At 57.1% G+C, this 21,650-nt stretch carries 21 protein-coding genes; 16 read left to right on the top strand and 5 right to left on the bottom strand.

Annotation, left to right across the window (positions count from 1 at the left end; translation table 11 throughout):
• Positions 1 to 125: 125 nt before the first annotated feature.
• Positions 126 to 1,772 carry a class I fumarate hydratase FumA gene (gene fumA / locus UR504_RS02195; protein ID WP_024909338.1) on the bottom strand — a complete coding sequence of 549 codons (1,647 nt, stop codon included), beginning with the start codon at positions 1,770 to 1,772 and terminating at the stop codon, positions 126 to 128.
• Between the two features lie 199 nt (positions 1,773 to 1,971).
• Here fumA and manA point away from each other — a divergent pair, with 199 nt between their 5' ends.
• Complete coding sequence (manA, locus tag UR504_RS02200; RefSeq protein WP_302234809.1) at positions 1,972 to 3,147, top strand: mannose-6-phosphate isomerase; 1,176 nt, start codon at positions 1,972 to 1,974, stop codon at positions 3,145 to 3,147.
• Between the two features lie 99 nt (positions 3,148 to 3,246).
• Entirely contained in the window at positions 3,247 to 4,779 is a 1,533-nt protein-coding gene (locus UR504_RS02205; RefSeq protein ID WP_149366763.1) for a YdgA family protein, read from the top strand.
• 38 nt (positions 4,780 to 4,817) lie between these two features.
• On the opposite strand, the gene UR504_RS02210 is transcribed toward UR504_RS02205, so the two are convergent.
• Complete coding sequence (locus UR504_RS02210; protein WP_302234808.1) at positions 4,818 to 5,672, bottom strand: alpha/beta fold hydrolase; 855 nt, start codon at positions 5,670 to 5,672, stop codon at positions 4,818 to 4,820.
• Between the two features lie 15 nt (positions 5,673 to 5,687).
• A complete protein-coding gene (locus UR504_RS02215; RefSeq protein WP_302234807.1) occupies positions 5,688 to 6,668 on the bottom strand; it encodes an MBL fold metallo-hydrolase in 981 nt (326 codons plus the stop codon).
• 108 nt (positions 6,669 to 6,776) lie between these two features.
• On the opposite strand from UR504_RS02215, the gene UR504_RS02220 reads away from it, so the two are divergent.
• A complete protein-coding gene (locus tag UR504_RS02220) occupies positions 6,777 to 7,673 on the top strand; it encodes a LysR family transcriptional regulator (RefSeq protein WP_302234806.1) in 897 nt (298 codons plus the stop codon).
• A 2-nt stretch (positions 7,674 to 7,675) separates the two neighbouring features.
• On the opposite strand, the gene UR504_RS02225 is transcribed toward UR504_RS02220, so the two are convergent.
• Positions 7,676 to 8,704, bottom strand: a complete 1,029-nt coding sequence (locus UR504_RS02225) for a Mal regulon transcriptional regulator MalI (protein WP_320739288.1) — start codon at positions 8,702 to 8,704, stop codon at positions 7,676 to 7,678.
• A 178-nt stretch (positions 8,705 to 8,882) separates the two neighbouring features.
• Between UR504_RS02225 and malX the strand changes: the two genes are divergently transcribed.
• From malX to add, 3 genes are all read left to right on the top strand, one after another.
• The gene (malX, locus tag UR504_RS02230; protein ID WP_133294255.1) at positions 8,883 to 10,475 is read left to right on the top strand and encodes a maltose/glucose-specific PTS transporter subunit IIBC; all 1,593 of its coding nucleotides are present in this window, start codon (positions 8,883 to 8,885) and stop codon (positions 10,473 to 10,475) included.
• A 48-nt stretch (positions 10,476 to 10,523) separates the two neighbouring features.
• Positions 10,524 to 11,696, top strand: coding sequence for a MalY/PatB family protein (locus tag UR504_RS02235; protein ID WP_302234804.1), 1,173 nt, complete (start codon positions 10,524 to 10,526; stop codon positions 11,694 to 11,696).
• Positions 11,697 to 11,792: 96 nt separating this feature from the next.
• Complete coding sequence (add, locus tag UR504_RS02240; protein ID WP_115874874.1) at positions 11,793 to 12,794, top strand: adenosine deaminase; 1,002 nt, start codon at positions 11,793 to 11,795, stop codon at positions 12,792 to 12,794.
• A 52-nt stretch (positions 12,795 to 12,846) separates the two neighbouring features.
• Here the strand turns inward: add and UR504_RS02245 are convergent, their stop codons facing one another.
• A complete protein-coding gene (locus UR504_RS02245) occupies positions 12,847 to 13,887 on the bottom strand; it encodes an oxidoreductase (protein ID WP_111965672.1) in 1,041 nt (346 codons plus the stop codon).
• A gap of 243 nt (positions 13,888 to 14,130) precedes the next feature.
• Here UR504_RS02245 and blr point away from each other — a divergent pair, with 243 nt between their 5' ends.
• The 10 genes from blr (at position 14,131) to nth (ending at position 21,485) form a co-directional block, all read left to right on the top strand.
• Positions 14,131 to 14,256 carry a division septum protein Blr gene (gene blr / locus UR504_RS02250; RefSeq protein ID WP_168112406.1) on the top strand — a complete coding sequence of 42 codons (126 nt, stop codon included), beginning with the start codon at positions 14,131 to 14,133 and terminating at the stop codon, positions 14,254 to 14,256.
• 231 nt (positions 14,257 to 14,487) lie between these two features.
• Positions 14,488 to 14,703, top strand: coding sequence for a transcription modulator YdgT (gene ydgT, locus UR504_RS02255; RefSeq protein ID WP_013096896.1), 216 nt, complete (start codon positions 14,488 to 14,490; stop codon positions 14,701 to 14,703).
• 86 nt (positions 14,704 to 14,789) lie between these two features.
• The gene (locus tag UR504_RS02260) at positions 14,790 to 15,230 is read left to right on the top strand and encodes a DUF2569 domain-containing protein (RefSeq protein WP_115874872.1); all 441 of its coding nucleotides are present in this window, start codon (positions 14,790 to 14,792) and stop codon (positions 15,228 to 15,230) included.
• A 76-nt stretch (positions 15,231 to 15,306) separates the two neighbouring features.
• Positions 15,307 to 15,888, top strand: a complete 582-nt coding sequence (gene rsxA / locus UR504_RS02265; RefSeq protein WP_063438368.1) for an electron transport complex subunit RsxA — start codon at positions 15,307 to 15,309, stop codon at positions 15,886 to 15,888.
• Positions 15,888 to 16,466, top strand: a complete 579-nt coding sequence (gene rsxB / locus UR504_RS02270; RefSeq protein ID WP_320739292.1) for an electron transport complex subunit RsxB — start codon at positions 15,888 to 15,890, stop codon at positions 16,464 to 16,466. The genes rsxA and rsxB overlap by 1 nt, the downstream gene beginning before the upstream one ends.
• Positions 16,459 to 18,480 carry an electron transport complex subunit RsxC gene (gene rsxC, locus UR504_RS02275; RefSeq protein WP_302234803.1) on the top strand — a complete coding sequence of 674 codons (2,022 nt, stop codon included), beginning with the start codon at positions 16,459 to 16,461 and terminating at the stop codon, positions 18,478 to 18,480. The genes rsxB and rsxC overlap by 8 nt, the downstream gene beginning before the upstream one ends.
• On the top strand, positions 18,481 to 19,533 hold the full coding sequence (rsxD, locus tag UR504_RS02280) for an electron transport complex subunit RsxD (RefSeq protein ID WP_302234802.1): 1,053 nt from the start codon (positions 18,481 to 18,483) through the stop codon (positions 19,531 to 19,533).
• A gap of 10 nt (positions 19,534 to 19,543) precedes the next feature.
• On the top strand, positions 19,544 to 20,164 hold the full coding sequence (rsxG, locus tag UR504_RS02285; protein WP_302234801.1) for an electron transport complex subunit RsxG: 621 nt from the start codon (positions 19,544 to 19,546) through the stop codon (positions 20,162 to 20,164).
• Between the two features lie 2 nt (positions 20,165 to 20,166).
• Positions 20,167 to 20,853, top strand: coding sequence for an electron transport complex subunit E (locus UR504_RS02290; protein ID WP_023617347.1), 687 nt, complete (start codon positions 20,167 to 20,169; stop codon positions 20,851 to 20,853).
• Entirely contained in the window at positions 20,850 to 21,485 is a 636-nt protein-coding gene (nth, locus tag UR504_RS02295; RefSeq protein ID WP_008500570.1) for an endonuclease III, read from the top strand. Before UR504_RS02290 ends, nth begins: the two co-directional genes overlap by 4 nt.
• The last annotated feature ends 165 nt before the right edge of the window (positions 21,486 to 21,650 follow it).

Here is a 21,650-nt window from a genome sequence, read left to right on the forward strand (position 1 = left end):
ATGACTTCTGAGAAACGTTATGGCGCTTTGTGCGCTCTTTTTGATGTCGGGTGTCGGCTGCGCCTTACCCGACCTACGAAAATCCAGGCCGGGTAAGCGTCAGCGCCACCCGGCAATTTACAGATTTACTTCACACACGCCGAACACTGGGACGACTGGATCTGCTTGAAGAAGTCGTTGCCTTTGTCATCCACGAGGATGAACGCCGGGAAATCTTCCACTTCAATTTTCCAGATTGCTTCCATACCCAGTTCCGGGTATTCCACGCACTCCAGGCTCTTGATGCTGCCCTGCGCCAGAACCGCAGCCGGGCCGCCGATGCTGCCGAGGTAGAAGCCGCCGTGCTTGTGGCAGGCGTCCGTCACCTGCTGGCTGCGGTTGCCTTTCGCGAGCATGATCATGCTGCCGCCATTGGCTTGCAGCTGGTCAACGTACGAGTCCATACGGCCCGCCGTGGTTGGGCCTAACGAGCCAGAGGCGTAGCCTTCAGGCGTTTTCGCCGGGCCCGCGTAGTAGATCGGGTGATCTTTAATGTACTGCGGCAGCCCTTCGCCGTTGTCCAGACGCTCTTTCAGCTTCGCGTGCGCGATGTCGCGGCCCACGATAATCGTGCCGTTCAGGGAGAGACGGGTCGAGACCGGATACTGCGAAAGCTGCGCCAGAATCTCTTTCATCGGACGGTTCAGGTCAACGCGGACCGCTTCCCCCTCGCCCGCTTTGCGCAGCTCTTCCGGGATATATTTGCCCGGGTTGTTTTCCAGTTTTTCGATCCACACGCCTTCGCGGTTGATCTTCGCCTTGATGTTGCGATCCGCAGAGCAGGAGACGCCCATCCCGACCGGACAGGAAGCACCGTGACGCGGCAGACGGATCACGCGCACGTCGTGGGCAAAGTATTTGCCGCCAAACTGCGCGCCAAGACCCAGGTTACGCGCTTCTTCCAGAAGCTCCTGCTCAAGCTGAACGTCGCGGAACGCCTGGCCGTGCTCGTTACCTTCGGTTGGCAGGCCGTCGTAGTATTTAGTTGAGGCCAGCTTCACGGTCTTCAGCGTGCTTTCAGCCGACGTGCCGCCAATCACAAACGCGATATGGTACGGCGGGCACGCCGCGGTGCCGAGGGTGCGCATCTTCTCAACCAGGTAGTTCTTCAGCTTACCCGGGGTGAGCAGCGCTTTGGTTTCCTGATAAAGATAGGTTTTGTTGGCCGAACCGCCGCCTTTGGCGATACAGAGGAATTTGTACTCGTCCCCGTCGACGCTGTAGAGGTCAATCTGTGCAGGCAGGTTGGTGCCGGTGTTGACCTCTTTATACATGTCCAGCGCCGCGTTTTGCGAATAGCGCAGGTTGTCTTCGGTGTAGGTGTTATAAACGCCGTGTGCCAGCGCCGCTTCGTCACCGCCGCCGGTCCAGACGCGCTGCCCTTTTTTACCGACGATGATCGCCGTGCCGGTGTCCTGGCACGTTGGCAGAATGCCTTTCGCCGCGATATCGGAGTTACGCAGGAACTGCAGGGCAACGTACTTATCGTTTTCGCTGGCTTCCGGGTCGCTCAGAATATCGGCCACCTGCTGCTGATGCGCAGGACGGAGCATAAACGAGGCGTCGTGGAAAGCGTGCTGCGCCAGCAGCGTCAGCGCCTGCGGATCCACCTTGAGGATCTCTTGTCCTTCAAATTCAGAGACGGAGACGTGATCGCGGGTTAACAGGTAATACTCGGTCTGATCCTTACTGAGGGGGAAAGGATCCTGATAATGGAAGGGTTTATTCGACATTGGTCTCTCACTTACTGCTTCGGTCTGTTTATTCAGGGCAGATGTTCCGCTGCCCGGCTTAAAAGCGAGTCAGCTTATCCTACACAATTTTTTAACAAAAACTGAGACTAGTACGACTTTTTACATCCACAGGTTACTTCCATGAGGTTTATTGCTTTAATACCCGGAGTTAATTCCACAATTGAATCAGGGCTTGATAATGCAAAAACTCATTAACTCAGTGCAAAACTACGCCTGGGGAAGTAAAACTGCGTTAACGGATCTCTACGGTATCGCGAACCCGAACAACCTGCCGATGGCGGAACTGTGGATGGGTGCGCACCCGAAGAGCAGCTCAAAAATTGAAGACGCCAGCGGCCAGGTACGCAGCCTGCGAGACGTAATTGATGCCGATAAAGCCGCGCTGCTGGGTGACAAAGTCGCTCAGCGCTTTGGCGAACTGCCGTTCCTGTTTAAAGTTTTGTGCGCTGACCAGCCGCTCTCCATCCAGGTTCATCCGAACAAGAAAGCCTCAGAAATCGGGTTTGCGAAAGAGAACGCGGCGGGTATTCCGTTAGATGCTGCCGAGCGTAATTACAAAGATCCTAACCACAAGCCTGAGCTGGTGTTCGCGCTGACGCCGTTCCTGGCGATGAACGCGTTCCGCGAGTTTTCAGAAATTATCTCCCTGCTGCAGCCGGTCGCGGGTGCCCATAAAGCCATCGCGCATTTCCTTGAAAACCCGAACGCCGATGCGCTGAGCCAGCTGTTTGCCAGCCTGCTGAATATGCAGGATGAAGAGAAAACCCACGCCCTGGCGGTGCTGAAAGCCGCCCTGGACAGCCAGCAAGGTGAACCGTGGGAGACCATCCGTCTGATTTCCGAATTCTATCCGGACGACAGCGGCCTGTTCTCCCCTCTGCTGCTGAACGTGGTGAAGCTCAATCCGGGCGAAGCGATGTTCCTCTTCGCGGAAACCCCGCACGCCTACCTTCAGGGCGTGGCGCTGGAGGTGATGGCCAACTCCGATAACGTTCTGCGCGCGGGCCTGACGCCGAAATACATCGACATCCCTGAGCTGGTAGCCAACGTGAAGTTCGTGGCGAAACCTGCCGCGGAGCTGCTGACTCAGCCGGTGAAAAACGGCGCAGAGCTGGACTTCCCGATTCCGGTTGAAGATTTTGCCTTTTCCCTGCACGACCTGAGCCAGGCCGAAACCACCATCGCGCAGGAGAGCGCGGCGATCCTGTTCTGCGCCGAGGGCGAAGCGACGCTGCACAAAGGCGAACAGCGTCTGGTGCTTAAGCCCGGTGAGTCAGCCTTCGTTGCAGCCAATGAGTCTCCGGTTAGCGTAAGCGGCACCGGTCGCCTGGCGCGCGTTTTCAATAAGCTTTAACCACTTACTGAATTTTTTAACAACTCTTGCTAAGCTAGTTGCAGGCTTAATATCTCCAGGCGGTTTTTACCGCCTGGTTTCATTTTAGGGATAGTCGCAATGAAAAAATCGGTCGTAGCGGTTGGAGTGATTGTAGCGTTAGGCGTGGTCTGGACGGGTGCTTCCTGGTTTACCGGGAAACAGCTGGAAGGCCGTCTGGCTGAGATGGTGGCGCAGGCTAACGGAGAGATTAAGCGCAGCGCGCCGGAGGCGGGCCTTGAGCTGAGCTACCAGAACTATCATCGCGGCGTGTTTACCAGCCGCATGCAGCTGGTAGTGAAGCCGGTTGCCGGTGCTGCAAACGGCTGGCTGAAACCGGGCCAGAGCGTGGTGCTGGACGAGGTGGTGAGCCACGGTCCCCTGCCGCTGGCGCAGCTGAAGTCCTTTAACCTGATCCCGTCGATGGCGTCCGTCCATACCGTGCTGGTGAATAATGACGTCACCAAACCGCTTTTTGACCTGGCGAAGAATGAATCGCCTTTCGACATTAATACCCGCATTAGCTATTCCGGTGACACGAGTTCCGATATTGCTCTGAAAGCGCTGAACTACGAGAAAGAGAATGAGAAAGTCGCCTTCAGCGGCGGTCACTTCAAACTCGATGCTGACCGCGATGGAAACGTGTTCTCACTGACGGGTGAAGCGGAAAGCGGCCTGGTCAATGCCGTGAACGAATATAACCAAAAAGTTCAGCTCACCTTCAATAACCTGAAAGCCGACGGCAACAGCCGCATGACCGATTTCCAGGAGCGTATCGGCGATCAGAAACTGTCTCTCGACAAAGTCGCCATTGCTGTTGAAGGAAAAGAGATGGCCGTGCTGGAAGGCATGGACGTCAACGGAAAATCCGACGTTTCTAAAGATGGTAAGAGCATCAATACCCAGCTGGATTACACGCTGAAGAGCCTGAAAGTGCAGAATCAGGATCTGGGCACCGGCAAACTCTCGCTCAAGATCGGCAATATCGACGGTCAGGCGTGGCACGAGTTTAGCCAGAAATACAGCAAAGAGAGCCAGGCGCTGCTGACCGACGCCGCGCTGCAGCAAAACCCGGAAGTCTACCAGCAGCAGGCGATGGCGGTGCTGTTCAACAACCTGCCGATCCTGCTGAAAGGTGAGCCGGTGGTCACCGTTGCGCCGCTGAGCTGGAAAAACAGCAAAGGCGAAACCAGCTTCAACCTGTCGCTGTTCCTGAAAGATCCGGCCACCGCAACGGGTGAGCCGCAGACGCTGGCGCAGGAAGTGGATCGCAGCGTGAAGTCGCTCGACAGCAAGCTGACCATTCCGATGGATATGGCAACCGAGTTCATGACCCAGATTGCGAAGCTGGAAGGCTACGGCGATGAAGACGCCGGCAAGCTGGCGAACCAGCAGGTGAAAGGCCTGGCGGCAATGGGCCAGATGTTCCGCATCACGAAGGTGGACAACAACACGATTTCCACCAGCCTGCAGTACGCCAATGGCCAGGTCACGCTCAACGGCGACAAAATGCCGCTGGAAGACTTCGTCGGCATGTTTGGTATGCCTGCTCTGGGAATGCCGGAACCGGCTGAACCGGCAGCGCCAGCCGAACCGGCGGCACCGCAGCAGTAAACAGCAAAACCCCTCGCATGAGGGGTTTTTATTGCCCGCTAGCTTTTCCATCCCGCCAGGAAATCCAGCAGAAGCGCGTTCACTTTCTCTGGCTGCTCCTCCTGCGGAAGGTGGCCGCACTCATCGATACCATGCGCCCGCAGGTTCTCCGCCATTTCGGCCCAGACGCTTTCCATATCGAAAAGCTTGCCGACCGCATGAAAATCATTACCCCACAGCGACATTACCGGGCAGGTGATTTTCACCTCAGCGTCTGCCATATCCTGCGCAATATCCTCTGCGTTGGCGCGATAGTCAGCCATAGCGCCTCGCACGGCCCCCGGTGCCTGATACGCCCGAACATAGGTATCAAACGCCTCGCCGCTGATGGTAGACGGATCGTAGGTCCAGTCCGAGAAAAAATGGCGCAGCCAGATATTCTCCCGACCCGCAATCAGCGCTTCCGGCAGGTCTGGCACAAGATGAAACAGAAAGAACCAGTAGGCACGCGCAATCGACGCATTAAGATCGCGCGCCACAATGCGCGTTGGCACGTTATCCATCACCACCAGACGATCCACCAGCTCAGGGTAATCTTTTGCAAACCGCGTCGCCACGCGTGCGCCGCGATCGTGCCCCACCAGTACCACTTTCTGTAAGCCAAGCGCACGCATCAGTTCCCGGATGTCCCGCGCCATGTTGCGCTTATCATAGCCAGAAGCAGGTTTATCCGTTTCGCCATACCCGCGTAAATCCGGCGCAATCACGCGATAGTGCCGGGACAGTACGGGTATCTGGTAGCGCCAGGCATAGTTTGTTTCAGGAAAACCATGCAGGAGAATAACCGGTGCGCCTTCACCCTCTTCGACCACAAACTGACGGATACCGTTTGCCGTTACGGTGTAACTTTTCATGCTCGTCACCTCACTTTATTTCAGCAGAGGCACGTTGGCCGCACGTTGATAAGGACCGTAATTTACCGGATTCCAGCTATAGCCCTGCTGCCAGGCGGTGATATGCCCGATACCGGGGAAAGGCAGATGCGCTGCGGCCATCCACTCACCGTCTTTCGCCAGCGCGTTAAACTCCTGCGCCCGGGACGAGATGGCTTTTTTCGGATCGACATCAAAGCGAATAGACACTTCAGGGTGCGGGAACTGGACGGCAGGAGCATGAATCAAATCCCCAATGAAGTTGATAGCCGTCCCCTGCGACGCGAAGCGATAAACGGTACTGCCAGGCGTATGACCAGTGGCATATGCCGTCTGGACTTCCGGGATGGGCGAAGCTGGCGGGACAAAGGTTTTGAGGTGACCGGTGGCTTTATACGCAGACAGCGCATTCCTGGCGATAGCGAAATACTCCTTCGCGTTAGCCGGCGCGCTCGCTTCTTTTGCAGGGTCAAGCCAGTAGTCGGCCTCCCCCTGCGGTACGTAGACGGTGGCATTGGGGAACAGCGCCTTACCGTCTGCATCGCTCAGGCCACACACGTGGTCAAGGTGCAGGTGGGTCAGGAAAATGGTATCAACCCGATCGGGACGATACCCTGATGCGTTCATATTGCTGACCAGCTGGCCAGCCGTTTCCGACATGCAGTGGCCGCCCCCGCTGTCAATCATCACCAGGTGTTTACCGGTATTCACCAGGAAGGCGTTGAAGGCGGTAGGCATGCGTTCTGCATCAATTTTGTGTTGAGCCAACAGTTCGCGAACCTTGTCACCTGAGAGCCCGTGCAGTAGGGAAGGCGAAAGATCGTTATAGCCGTCGAAAAGCGCCGTCACCTCATATTCCCCGACCGCCAGACGATAATACCCCGGGACCTGCTGTTTCACCTGCGCGGGGGCATCTGCCCATGATGAGCTTGCAAAGAGCAGGCCGCTGAACGCCAGAACCGTTTTCAACTTTTTCATCTTCACTCCAGACTGATATTTTTTCAGGTTGTGAAGAGACTATGGCAGCGTAACGATTAATAATGTAGACATGTACTTTGATAGGTCAGCATAACGAAAAGCGATACAATGAAGCTGGAAGACGTTGAAGTGTTTGTCGAAGCCGTCAAGGCGGGTAGCCTGGCGGGCGCCGCGCGTCGGCTCTCTGTGAGCCCTATGGCGGCGTCACGGTCTCTTAATAATCTTGAGGCGGAACTGGGGGTCAGGCTGGTGCACCGCACCACGCGTTCCCTCTCACCCACCAGCGATGGGGACGTTTTTTTACCCCATGCGCAGGCGCTGCTGGAAGATAAAAATAATGCGCTGGCCGATCTGTTTCCCGAGGGGACGCATCTTACCGGACGCCTGCGCATTACCGCCTCAGCAGGGTTTGGCCGTAAGATCGTTGCTCCCATGCTGACCCGGTTTATGCAGCAACATCACGCCCTGCAGGTCGATTTACTCGCCACTGACGAACAGGTGGATATTGTCGGTAAAGGCATAGACGTGGCGTTACGCATTGCTCCGCTGCGAGACAACCGATTAGTTGCCCATCGCCTGTGTCACAACCCACGGGATCTCTGCGCCAGCGCGGCGTATCTTGCCGCAAATGGCTATCCAAAATCGTTTAACGATCTGGCGGCACATAGCTGTCTGACCACGTCAGATACCGTCCACTGGTCATTCGAACAGGGCGAACAGCGCTACAGGCAAAAGGTGTCGGGTCGATTCTCCGCGAACTCTGTTGAGGCAATTTTCGAAGCCTGCCTTGGAGGGTTGGGCATCGCCAATTTATCTCGCTGGTACGTAGAACCGGCCTTCAGAGAGGGTAAACTCGAGCGGATCGTCCTGGAGGATGCCCGGCCGGAATCGCTGGCCGTTTGGGCGGTTTATCCGACCTCCAGGCTGATCCCGGCAAAAGTACGAAAATTTGTGGAGGCACTGGAAGCCGAACTGTTGCTCAATCCGCTAACGCAACTCACCTGATACTATTTTACCGGCACCAGGCGCGCCGCCACAATCTGGTGCCCGGCCTGCACATCCGTATTTTCGATACGCTGCATGATTCTGTCCGCCAGGGTGTAACCCATCTCCCGCGCGGGGGTAGTGGCCCAGACGATCGGCAGATCGTCCAGCGCGTTTTCACCGACGTCGGCGAACGCCCCCAGCGCCACCTGGTGGCCGAAGAAGGTTTCCACCCCGCCCTCGCCGCTCTGACGCCCGGCGCGGATCAGGCCAAACCAGGCCCCCATAGCGATCACATCGTTATAGCAAATCACGGCGCTGATCGTCGGGCTGCTTCGCAGCAGCGCGCCTATCGCTTCCGCCGCCATCTTCTGGCTGGACTCACACTCCACGACCCACTCGCTGTGGAACGGCAGGCCGTATTTAATCAGCGTCGCACAGTAGCCGCCGACCCGCTCGGCGCGGGTCAGGGACGAGCTTTTCCCGCCCAGCCAGGCAATGCGCTGATGACCGCGACGAATAAGATGCTCGGTCAGCATTTGCGCGGCCTGCATGTTATCCGGACGCAGCGTATCGGCTTCGTCGAGGTAGCTGGCGCGCGAGGTAAACACCAGCGGCACGCCTTTTTCGGCGGCACGCTCGCACAGCTCGCTGCCCACGCCCGACGCCCCTGCGACGATCACCCCGTCCACCCCCTGGTTCAACAGCATATCGAGCCGGGAAAGCAGCTGATCGGCTTCGCGGCCGCCGTGAAGCAGAAAGACCATCCGCCCCTGCGCTTCAAGCGCTTCGGTTAACCCGGCCGTCAACTCCGCATAGAAAGGTGACGTCAGGTCACGAACGATCAGGCCAATCACCCCGCTTTGCCCCCCGCGCAGCGCCGACGCCTGGCGGTTACGCACAAAGCCCAACTGTTCAACCGCCTCGTTCACCCGCTGACCGGTCGCGGAAGAGATGCGCCCTTTTCCGCTCAGTACCAGAGAAACGGTGCTGACGGAAACCCCCGCCGCCAGCGCGACATCGTTGATGGTGACTTTTTTCGCTACGGCCATGTGTTGGCGTGACTCCCTGAAAATGAGATCGGTAAAACGTTTTATCAATACGTTATCTTTATACTACCAGTCAAAGCCTGAGAATGTGATTTAGCGCGCACTAAACTTTGATAAAACGTTTTATCTTCTCGCAGCATTGAGGCAGACAAACTGATTTTAACAATAAAGGAGTCGTTTTATGACGGCGAAAGCAGCACAAAAAATATCGCTGTGGGAATTTTTCCAGCAACTGGGTAAAACCTTTATGCTGCCCGTGGCACTTCTCTCGTTCTGCGGAATCATGCTGGGGATCGGCAGTTCGCTCAGCAGTAAAGACGTCATTACGCTGATCCCGTTCCTCGGTACTCCCGTGCTGCAGGCGATCTTTATCTGGATGAGTAAAGTCGGCTCCTTTGCGTTTAGCTTCCTGCCCGTCATGTTCTGTATCGCTATCCCGCTGGGCCTGGCCCGCGAGAACAAAGGCGTCGCGGCGTTTGCCGGTTTTGTGGGTTACGCGGTGATGAACCTGGCGGTTAACTTCTGGCTGACCGCGAAAGGCATTCTGCCGACCACCGACGCTGCCGTGCTGAAAGCTAACAACATTCAGAGCGTGATCGGTATCCAGTCTATTGATACCGGGATCCTCGGTGCAGTGATCGCGGGCGTGATTATCTGGATGCTGCACGAGCGCTTCCACAATATTCGTCTGCCGGATGCCCTGGCCTTCTTCGGCGGTACCCGCTTTGTGCCGATTGTGACCCTGGTGGTCATGGGTCTGTTTGGTTTGATCATTCCGCTGATCTGGCCGGTCTTTGCGATGGGCATTAACGGTATTGGCCGCATCATCAACGGCGCGGGAGATTTTGGTCCGATGATCTTCGGCACCGGCGAGCGTCTGCTCCTGCCGTTTGGCCTGCAGCATATCCTGGTGGCTCTGATTCGCTTCACCGAAGCGGGCGGCACCATGGAGGTGTGCGGTCACGATGTGAGCGGCGCGCTGACCATCTTCCAGGCGCAGCTGAGCTGCCCGACCACCCACGGCTTCTCCGAAAGCGCAACCCGCTTCCTGTCTCAGGGTAAAATGCCGGCCTTCCTCGGCGGCCTGCCGGGTGCCGCGCTGGCGATGTATCACTGCGCGCGCCCGGAAAACCGTCATAAAATTAAAGGCCTGCTGATTTCCGGTGTGATCGCCTGCGTCGTGGGCGGTACCACCGAGCCAATCGAATTCCTGTTCCTGTTCGTCGCACCGGTGCTGTACCTCATCCACGCGGTGCTGACCGGTCTGGGCTTTACCGTGATGGCGGTGCTGGGCGTTACCATCGGCAACACCGACGGCAACGTGATTGACTTCGTAGTCTTCGGGATCCTGCACGGCCTCTCCACCAAGTGGTATCTGGTCCCGGTCGTGGCGGCGATCTGGTTCGTGGTGTACTACGGCATCTTCCGCTTCGCCATCACCCGCTTTAACCTGAAAACGCCAGGCCGCGATACCGATACGGCCACCAGCGTTGAGCAGGCGGTTGCCGGTACCGTGGGCAAATCCGGCTATAACACCCCAGCAATTCTGGCAGCGCTGGGCGGTGCGGATAACATTACCTCGCTGGATAACTGCATTACCCGCCTGCGTTTGTCGGTGGCGGATATGTCAAAAGTGGACACCAACGCCCTGAAAGCCAACCGGGCCATCGGCGTGGTACAGTTAAATCAGCACAATTTGCAGGTGGTTATCGGCCCGCAGGTACAGTCAGTGAAAGATGAGCTGGCTACCCTGATGCGAACAGTAGAAGCCTGATGCCTCAGCCCCCTCTCCATGAGGGGGTTTTACGTTAAGGATTAAAGCATGTTTGATTTCTCAACCGTCGTGGATCGACACGGCACCTGGTGTACGCAGTGGGACTACGTCGCCGACCGCTTTGGCGCGGCGGATCTGCTGCCCTTCACCATCTCGGATATGGATTTCGCCACCGCCCCCTGCATTACCGACGCGCTGCATCAGCGCATTCAACACGGCGTGTTCGGTTACAGCCGCTGGAAAAACGACGAGTTTCTCGCCGCCGTCGCGCACTGGTTCCAGCAGCGTTTTAACAGCCGGATTGATACCGAAACCGTGGTTTATGGCCCCTCCGTCATCTACATGGTCTCTGAACTGATACGTCTCTGGTCAAACCCCGGCGACGGCGTGGTGATACACACCCCGGCATACGATGCGTTTTATAAGGCCATAGAGGGTAACGCGCGTCGTGTTGTGGCGGTTGAGATGGAAAAGCAGGCAGCAGGCTGGCAGGGCAATATGGCGGCCCTCGAAGCGGCGCTTGCGAAACCGGAAAACAAAATTTTGCTGCTGTGCAGTCCGCAGAATCCGACCGGCAAGGTCTGGACGCGGGATGAGCTGACGCACATGGCGGAACTGTGCGCACGCTATGACGTGGCGGTGATCAGCGATGAAATTCATATGGATATGGTGTGGGGAGAGCATCGTCACACGCCGTGGATCGCGGTGGCGCGCGGGAAATGGGCGCTTCTCACCTCCGGCTCGAAAAGCTTTAATATTCCAGCGCTGACGGGCGCTTACGGCATGATTGGCGATGAAGAGAGCCGTAACGGTTATCTCAGCGCGCTAAAAGGACGGGACGGACTCTCTTCCCCTTCCGTGCTGGCGCTTACGGCCCACATCGCGGCCTATCAGCAGGGGGAGCCGTGGCTGGATGCCCTGCGGGGTTATCTCGAAGGGAATTTGTCGTATATCGCGCAGGAAGTAAACCACGCTTTTCCGAAAATAAACTGGCAGCCGCCGGAAGCGACCTATCTGGCCTGGATCGATCTGTGCCCGCTGAACATTGACGATCGGGCGCTGCAAAAAGTGCTGATCGAACAGCAAAAAGTCGCCATCATGCCGGGATATACCTATGGAAAAGAGGGAAATGGCTTCGTACGCCTGAATGCGGGCTGCCCGCGAAGCAAGCTGGAGCAAGGGGTTCAACGCCTGATCGCCGGCATTAATACGCTTCTGTAATCAATTTGCGCAACGGAATATTCCCTTGCGCAAATAGCTTTTTACCCCGTTTTGTTTTTATAATATGGCGCACTTTAACCAGAAAAGAGTGCGACCATGATTGATACACGCCTGCCTTTAACTGATATTCATCGTCACCTTGACGGTAACATTCGTGCCCAAACCATCCTCGATCTTGGCCGCCAGTTCAATTTAACGCTTCCTGCTCAGACCCTTGAGTCCCTGATCCCTCACGTACAGGTGACCTCTAATGAACCGGACCTGGTCAGCTTCCTGAGCAAACTCGACTGGGGCGTAAAGATGCTGGCGTCGCTGGATGCCTGCCGCCGCGTGGCGTTTGAGAACATCGAAGATGCCGCCCGCAACGGCCTGCACTACGTCGAGCTGCGCTTCTCGCCGGGCTACATGGCGATGACCCACAGCCTGCCCGTTGCAGGCGTGGTGGAAGCCGTCATTGAAGGCGTGCGCGAAGGGTGTAAAACCTTCGACGTTCAGGCCCGTCTGATCGGCATCATGAGCCGTACCTTCGGTGAAGCCGCCTGCCTGCAGGAGCTGGAGGCGCTGCTGGCCCATCGCGATGCCATCACCGCCGTCGATCTCGCCGGTGACGAGCTGGGCTTCCCGGGCAGCCTGTTCCTCTCCCACTTCAACCGCGCGCGCGATGCCGGCTGGCACATTACCGTACATGCGGGCGAAGCGGCTGGCCCGGAAAGCATCTGGCAGGCCATCCGCGAGCTGGGCGCCGAGCGTATCGGTCACGGCGTGAAGGCGGTCGAAGATCGCGCGCTGATGGATTTCCTGGCGGAGCAGCGTATCGGTATTGAGTCGTGCCTGACGTCTAACATTCAGACCAGCACCGTCGCATCGCTGTCGCAGCACCCGCTGAAAACGTTCCTTGAGCACGGCGTGCTGGCCTCTCTGAACACTGACGATCCGGCGGTACAGGGGGTGGATATCATCCATGAGTACAACATCGCCGCACCGCAGGCGGGTCTGAGCCGCGAGCAGATCCGTCAGGCGCAGATCAACGGGCTGGAGAGTGCCTTCCTGACGCCTGCAGAGAAGCAGGCGCTGAAAGATAAAGTGGCTCGCGGTTAACTCCGCTGCCGGGTGGCGCTAACGCTTACCCGGCCTACTAAAATATTTAAAATTATGCCAGACAGAGCGTCGCGCGATGTTTGGCAGATTCAATACCCAACTCAATCAGCTCCATAATCTGTATCGCCTGGCTGGCCGGAACCGGATTCTCTCCCGTGCCGTTCAGCGCATCGCGGATGCCCGCATAATAGGCCGGATAGTTACCCGGTATCGTCAGAAAGGTCTCCTCGACCAGCTCCTCGCCTTCCACCCGCGTCACTACGCCGTCGCGCATATCATAGCCCCAGTCTTCCTGCGGTAAACGTTCACCGCTTTTCAGCCGGTCTTCCTGCGGATCGAGACCAAACTTCACGTAGCTCCCGCGCGTGCCGTGCATAATATAGCGGGCCGACTCTGCGGCCGCGACCATCGTACCGTGGAGCACAATCCGCCGCTGCGGGTAACTCAGCACCGCGTGGAAGTAATCGGTCGTCTGTGCTCCGGGCCTGAGCTGGGCCAGATCGACCGTCATGCTCACCGGCAGACCAAAAAGATTGACGGCCTGATCCAGCAGATGCGGGGCTAAATCGTACCAGATGCCGCTGCCCGGACCGGCCTGCTCGCGCCAGCGGTTTCGTACCTGCGGACGGAAGCGATCAAAGTGCGATTCAAAAAAGAGGATCTCCCCTAATGTGCCCTCACTGAGAAGCCTTTTTACCGTTAAAAAGTCGCTGTCCCAGCGGCGGTTATGGAACACCGACAGCAACCTGCCCAGACTCTTTGCCAGCGCATCCAACTCGCGCGCCTGAGACAACGTAACGGTAAAGGGCTTATCGACAACCACGTGCTTGCCGGCTTCCAGCGCGGCCTTTGCCAGTGGAAAGTGGGTGTCGTTCGGCGTGGGGATAACGATTAAATCAATATTCGGATCGTTGAAAAGGTGTTTTGGCTCAGAGACAACCGGCACGGAAGGCCAGTCTGTATGGACTTTAGCGGCATCGCTGCTGGATACCGCTGCTAGCGCCATTCCCGGCGTCCCGGCTATCAGAGGCGCATGAAACGTTTTACTTGCATACCCGTAGCCGATAAGCCCAACGCGGATATTATCACTCATAGTGCCATCCTCTTTTATGACGTTCTTATTTCACACTGGCTAGCCTGGCATTACCACAGATTAATAATGTGCCATATGACTTAAAATAGCAGGTCGTACGGGTTGTTTTTGTTACATAGTATTAACCTACTGATTTTGTTTAAGGGAACCGTTCCCAAAGCGCTTGCGGCCGGGGAAACGTCGCTGTAACATTTGCACCCTGTATTTAAGGATAAAGTACAACTACGAATCATGACGTCAATAATTAATCGAATCATTGAATTAGCGGGATGGATTGTCCTTGGGGTTTCGGTCATTTTGCTGGGCGTTGCCAGCCATATCGATAACTACCAGCCGCCGGAGCCTGTCACAGTCGCCCAACCCAAGTAACCGGTTACCGCAATAAAGAGTGACATAATATGTCAGTTACTTATTGCCAGCCCTGGTGAACACGGTTAACCTTCTCTTCCAGGCATCGTCTGATGCCTGAATTTCAGCAAAGAAAACTCCTAATTTCGTCGCGTTACCTGAGTGGGCTGTTTACGTCTTTATTAATCCGTTTATTATTCGAACGAATTACCTTAACTGGTATTACTCACTTTTATATGGAAACTTATTAATATGACAGTTCAGGACTATTTATTAAAATTTCGCAAGATCAATTCGCTTGAGAGCCTGGAAAAACTGTTTGACCATCTGAACTACACCCTGTCTGATAATCAGGACATCATTAATATGTATCGTGCCGCTGACCATCGCCGTGCGGAGCTGGTTTCCGGCGGTCGTTTGTTCAACGTAGGTGAAGTGCCTAAGTCCGTATGGCGCTACGTTTTATAAGAAAGTAGCCATCCGCGCGAAATGTTATATACTCTCCGCCCTGCCAACTGGCTGTAAAACATTTCGCGCAGATTATGGGAGAGTTCATGACCGCAACGCCTGGAGAACGCATTGGAGGCTGGTTAATCGCCCCACTGGCATGGCTGCTGGTTGCCTTATTAAGCGCATCACTTGCGCTGCTGCTTTATACCACCGCACTGATTACCCCTCACGCCATCCAGACCCTGATGTCGCAAAACGTGCTGAATATTGCTTTGTGGTTTGTGTCATTCGTTTTCGCGATCGGGATGTGGTACTACACGCTGTGGCTGACCATCGCCTTCTTTAAGCGCCGTAAGAATGTGCCTAAGCACTACATTATCTGGCTGCTGGTTTCGGTCCTGCTGGCGGTTAAGGCGTTTGCTTTTTCGCCCGTTTCAGACGCGCTGGCCGTTCGTCAGCTGCTTTTCCCGTTGCTGGCCGCGGCGCTGCTGGTACCCTACTTCAAGCGTTCGACGCGGGTGAAAAACACCTTCGTGAACCCGTAATAACCCTACAGATAACCTGTTGTCGCCTGCGTGTGTTTGTCCGATAATAGGCGGCTTTTTTATTTCAGGCTAAATAATGACCGATTACTTACTGCTCTTTGTCGGCACCGTGCTGGTTAACAACTTCGTTCTGGTGAAGTTCCTTGGCCTGTGTCCGTTTATGGGCGTTTCCAAAAAGCTGGAAACGGCAATGGGCATGGGGCTAGCGACGACCTTCGTCATGACGCTGGCGTCCATCTGCGCGTGGTGGATTGATACCTGGATCCTCATTCCGCTGGGGTTAACCTATCTCCGGACGCTGGCCTTTATTCTGGTTATCGCGGTGGTAGTGCAATTTACCGAAATGGTGGTGCGCAAAACCAGCCCGGCGCTCTATCGCCTGCTGGGTATCTTCCTGCCGCTGATCACTACCAACTGCGCCGTTCTCGGCGTGGCGCTGCTGAATATCAACCTTGGCCATAACTTTATGCAGTCGGCGCTGTACGGTTTTTCCGCTGCAGTCGGTTTCTCATTTGTTATGGTTCTGTTCGCGTCGATTCGCGAGCGTCTGGCGGCAGCGGATATCCCCGCCCCCTTCCGCGGTAACGCGATTGCGCTGGTGACCGCAGGTTTAATGTCTCTGGCCTTTATGGGCTTTAGTGGTCTGGTGAAGTTGTAATGAGTGCTATCTGGATTGCCATCGCCTCTATTAGCGTTCTGGGGTTGGTGTTTGGCCTTATCCTGGGTTACGCCTCCCGCCGCTTCGCGGTAGAGGACGATCCTGTTGTTGAGAAAATTGATGAGCTCCTGCCGCAAAGCCAGTGCGGGCAGTGCGGCTACCCGGGCTGCCGTCCCTACGCGGAAGCGGTAGGCATTCAGGGTGAAAAAATTAACCGCTGTGCGCCCGGCGGCGAAGCGGTGATGTTGAAAATTGCGGCCCTGCTTAACGTTGATCCGCAGCCCGTTGACGGCGATGCGGAGGTGCAGGAGCCGGTCCGCGCGCTGGCCGTGATCGACGAAGCGAACTGCATCGGCTGCACCAAATGTATTCAGGCCTGCCCGGTCGACGCCATTGTTGGCGCAACGCGCGCCATGCACACCGTGGTGGCAGACCTGTGCACCGGCTGTAACCTCTGCGTAGCACCTTGCCCGACGCAATGTATCGAGCTGCGCCCGGTTGAAACGACTATCGAAAGCTGGAAGTGGGATCTTCAAACCATTCCGGTTCGCAATATTCCTGTGGAACAACATGCTTAAGTTATTTTCTGCTTTCAGAAAAGAGAAGATTTGGGATTTTGACGGGGGTATTCACCCGCCGGAGATGAAAACCCAGTCTAACGGCACGCCGCTGCGCCAAATTCCGCTGGCAACCCGTTTCGTTATCCCGCTCAAGCAGCACATCGGCGCTGAGGGCGAGCTGTGCGTCAAACAAGGCGATACGGTCCTTCGCGGTCAGCCGCTGACCTTTGGTCGCGGACGCATGCTGCCGGTGCACGCCCCTACCTCCGGTAAAGTGGTGGCGATTGCCCCTCATACGGTAGCTCATCCTTCAGCGCTCTCAGAGCTGAGCGTGATTATTGATGCCGACGGTGAAGACCGCTGGATCGACCGTGATGGCTGGAGCGATTACCGCAGCCAGAGCCGCGAAGCACTCATCGAACGTATTCATCAGTTCGGCGTTGCCGGCCTCGGCGGCGCAGGCTTCCCGACAGGCGTCAAGCTGCGCGGCGGTGGCGATAATATTCAGACGCTGATTATCAACGCCGCCGAATGCGAACCGTACATTACCGCTGACGATCGTCTGATGCAGGACTGCGCCGCCCAGGTGGTGGAAGGCATCCGCATCCTGGCGCACATTCTGCAGCCGCGGGAAGTGCTGATCGGTATCGAAGACAATAAACCGCAGGCTATCTCGATGCTGCGCGCCGTGCTGGCCGGTAGCCACGATATCAGCCTGCGCGTCATCCCGACCAAGTACCCCTCTGGCGGTGCTAAACAGCTGACGCAAATCCTTACCGGTAAGCAGGTGCCGCACGGCGGACGCTCTTCGGATATCGGCGTGCTGATGCAGAACGTCGGCACCGCATACGCCGTGAAGCGCGCGGTGATCGACGGCGAGCCGCTGACCGAGCGCGTGGTAACGCTGACCGGGGAATCGGTCTCTCGTCCGGGCAACGTCTGGGCACGTCTGGGTACGCCGGTGCGTCACCTGCTGGAGCAGGCTGAGTTTTGCCCGGGCAGCGACCAGATGGTGATCATGGGAGGCCCGCTGATGGGCTTTACCCTGCCGTGGCTAGATGTGCCTGTAGTGAAAATTACCAACTGTCTGCTCGCCCCTTCCCCGACCGAGATGGGCGAAGAGCAGGAAGAGAAAGGCTGCATCCGCTGCAGCGCCTGCGCCGATGCCTGCCCGGCGGATCTGCTGCCGCAACAGCTGTACTGGTACAGCAAAGGGCAGCTGCACGACAAGGCAAAAGCCCATAACCTGGCCGACTGCATCGAATGCGGCGCCTGCGCCTGGGTCTGCCCAAGCAACATCCCGCTGGTGCAGTATTTCCGCCAGGAGAAGGCTGAGATTTATGCTATCTCCATGGAAGAAAAACGCGCCGCGGAAGCTAAGGCACGCTTTGAAGCGCGCCAGGCGCGACTGGAGCGCGAGAAAATCGCCCGTCAGGAGCGCCATAAGCAGGCCGCGGTTCAGCCCGGCGAGAAAGATCAGGATGCGATTAACGCCGCACTGGCGCGCGTTCGTGAGAAAAAAGCGACAGCTGCGCAGCCTGTGGTGATCCCGGCTGGCGAGAAGCCTGACAACAGTGAAGCCATCGCGGCGCGTGAAGCTCGCAAAGCCCAGGCTCGCGCCCGTCAGGCTGAAAAAGCGCAAACGGTCCAGACGGATGCCGAGGTTGACCCGCGCAAAGCCGCAGTTGAAGCGGCAATAGCCCGCGCCAAAGCGCGCAAAGCCGGCGAGCAGAACGTGGTGGTTGAGCAGGAAGCGGTCGACCCTCGCAAAGCGGCCGTTGAGGCAGCGATTGCCCGGGCCAAAGCGCGCAAGGCGGCACAGCAGACGCCAGCTGCAGAAACAGAAGCACCGGTCGACCCGCGTAAAGCCGCCGTCGAAGCGGCGATTGCCCGGGCTAAAGCCCGTAAGGCGGCGCAGCAGGAAGAGCAGCCGCAGGCCGCCAACGATGACCCGCGCAAAGCCGCCGTGGCCGCCGCCATCGCGCGCGTTCAGGCGAAGAAAGCCGCACAGCAAGCAGTTAACGAGGATTAAATGGTTTTCAGAATCGCAAGCTCCCCTTACACCCACAATCAGCGCCAGACGTCGCGCATTATGATGCTGGTCTGCCTGGCGGCGCTGCCGGGCATTGCCGTTCAGTGCTGGTTTTTCGGCTGGGGAACCCTGTTCCAGATAATCTTGGGCTGTGCCAGCGCCTTAGCGGCGGAAGCCCTTGTGCTTAAGCTGCGTAAGGCGGCTGTCTCCCGCATTCTTGCCGATAACTCCGCGCTGCTGACCGGCCTGCTTCTCGCCATCAGTATTCCGCCGTTTGCCCCGTGGTGGATGGTAGTGCTCGGCACCGTGTTTGCCGTGATCATTGCCAAACAGCTGTATGGTGGACTGGGCCATAACCCGTTTAACCCGGCGATGATTGGCTACGTGGTGCTGCTGATCTCCTTCCCGGTGCAGATGACCAGCTGGCTGCCACCGCACGAGATTGCGGCCACGGTTCCGGGTTTTATGGATGCCCTGCACGTCATCTTTACCGGCCATACGGCACTCGGTGCGGATATGAACGCCCTGCGCATGGGCGTGGACGGTATCAGCCAGGCGACGCCTCTCGATACCTTTAAAACATCCCTGCATGCCGGGCACAGCGTTGAGCAGATCATGAAGTCCGCGATCTACAGCGGCATGCTGGCGGGCGCGGGCTGGCAGTGGGTCAACCTGGCGTATCTGCTGGGCGGCCTGTTCCTGCTGCAGCAGAAAGCCATCCGCTGGTATATTCCGGTCAGCTTCCTCGTGACGCTGGCGGTGTGCGCCACGCTGGGATGGGTCTTTTCTCCTGAATCACTGGCCAGCCCGCAGATGCATTTGCTCTCCGGTGCCACCATGTTAGGAGCCTTCTTTATCCTGACGGATCCGGTGACGGCGTCAACGACTAACCGCGGCCGCCTGATCTTCGGCGCGCTGGCGGGCCTGCTGGTCTGGCTCATCCGCAGCTTTGGCGGGTACCCGGACGGTGTCGCCTTTGCCGTCCTGCTTGCCAACATTACCGTTCCGCTCATCGACTACTACACGCGCCCTCGCGTGTACGGTCATCGCTAGGGGTTTCGCCATGTTAAAAACGATGCAAAAACACGGCGTCACGCTGGCTGTCTTCGCCGCGGTGCTGACGGGGCTGACGGCACTGGTTAATGCGCTGACCAAAACGACCATCGAAGAACAGGCCTCGAAGCAGCAAAAGGCGCTGTTCGATCAGGTGATCCCGTCTGATTTCTACGATAACGATCTGCAAAAAAGCTGCTTTGTGGTAGACGCGCCGCAGCTAGGGAAAGGCCCGCACCGCCTCTTTATCGCCCGCAAAGGGGGTAAACCGGTCGGCGCGGTGATGGAAGCGACGGCGCCTGACGGCTATTCCGGCGCCATTCAGCTGCTCGTGGGCAGCGATTTCTCCGGTACCATCCTGGGCACCCGCGTGACGGAACATCATGAAACGCCGGGTCTTGGCGACAAAATTGAAACCCGTCTGAGCGACTGGATTTTGCACTTCGCCGGGAAAGTTATCCATGGCGAAGGTGACACCGCGTTTGCGGTGAAGAAAGACGGCGGCGAGTTCGACCAGTTCACCGGCGCGACCATCACGCCGCGCGCCGTGGTAAACGCCGTAAAACGAGCCGGGCTGTACGCTGAAACGCTGCCCGCGCAAATCAACAATCTTCCGGCCTGTGGGGAGTAATCATGAGCCAGGTTAAAGAGGTTATTGTCCAGGGGTTGTGGAAGAACAACTCCGCGCTGGTACAGCTTCTGGGCATGTGCCCCCTGCTGGCGGTGACATCCACCGCCACCAACGCGCTCGGTCTGGGTCTGGCAACCACGCTAGTATTGACCCTGACCAACCTCTCCATCTCTGCCCTGCGACGCTGGACGCCGTCGGAAATTCGTATTCCGATTTACGTCATGATCATTGCGTCGGTGGTCAGTATTGTTCAGATGCTGATTAACGCCTACGCGTTCGGCCTGTACCAGTCGCTCGGGATCTTTATTCCTCTTATCGTCACCAACTGTATCGTCGTTGGGCGTGCGGAAGCGTTCGCGGTGAAAAATAGCCCCGCCATGTCGGCGCTGGACGGTTTTTCCATAGGCATGGGCGCCACCTGCGCCATGTTCGTGCTGGGCTCTCTGCGCGAAATCCTCGGCAACGGTACGCTGTTCGACGGCGCAGATGCCCTGCTGGGCGGCTGGGCCAAAGCCCTGCGCGTTGAAGTGTTCCACACCGATACGCCGTTCCTGCTGGCGATGCTGCCGCCCGGCGCGTTTATTGGCCTTGGCATGATGCTGGCGATAAAATACCTGATTGATGAGAAACGTAAGCGCCGCGCGGCTGAGCGCAGCGTTCTGGAAGGGACACCCGAGAAGGCTTCATGAATAAAGAAAAGCGCATTGCGATCCTGACCCGTCTGCGGGACGAGAACCCGCACCCGACGACGGAGCTGAATTTTACCTCCCCGTTTGAGCTGCTGATCGCCGTGTTGCTCTCCGCACAGGCTACCGACGTGAGCGTCAATAAAGCCACCGCCCTACTCTATCCAGTCGCCAATACGCCGAAGGCCATGCTGGAGCTGGGCGTGGAAGGCGTGAAGTCGTATATCAAAACCATCGGCCTGTTTAACAGCAAAGCCGAGAACGTCATTAAGACCTGCCGGATCCTGCTGGAACAGCATGGAGGCGAAGTGCCGGAAGATCGCGCCGCGCTGGAAGCCTTACCGGGGGTGGGGCGTAAGACTGCCAACGTGGTGCTCAACACCGCGTTTGGCTGGCCCACTATTGCCGTAGATACGCATATTTTTCGCGTGTCTAACCGGACCAACTTCGCGCCGGGGAAAAATGTCGAGCAGGTCGAAGAGAAGCTGCTTAAAGTGGTTCCGGCTGAGTTTAAGGTTGATTGCCATCACTGGCTGATTCTGCACGGTCGTTACACGTGTATTGCCCGTAAGCCTCGCTGCGGCTCCTGTATTATTGAAGATCTCTGCGAATACAAAGAAAAAGTGTATCCCTGAATGTCACAATCCCTTACCAAAATAAGGGTTACCAGAAGCCCTTCTTTTGCCCGCTATTTGTCCGCCTTTCGTTTACCCTCACCTGTCACTTCTTCGGTTGTTTAACGCTCAAACAGGTTAATAGTTTTTTCATAGCCAAAAATTTCTATACATCTGTGATCGCGA

It is taken from the genome of Enterobacter sp. 241F3 (assembly GCF_034106785.1).
GTDB classification, from domain to species: domain Bacteria; phylum Pseudomonadota; class Gammaproteobacteria; order Enterobacterales; family Enterobacteriaceae; genus Enterobacter; species Enterobacter vonholyi.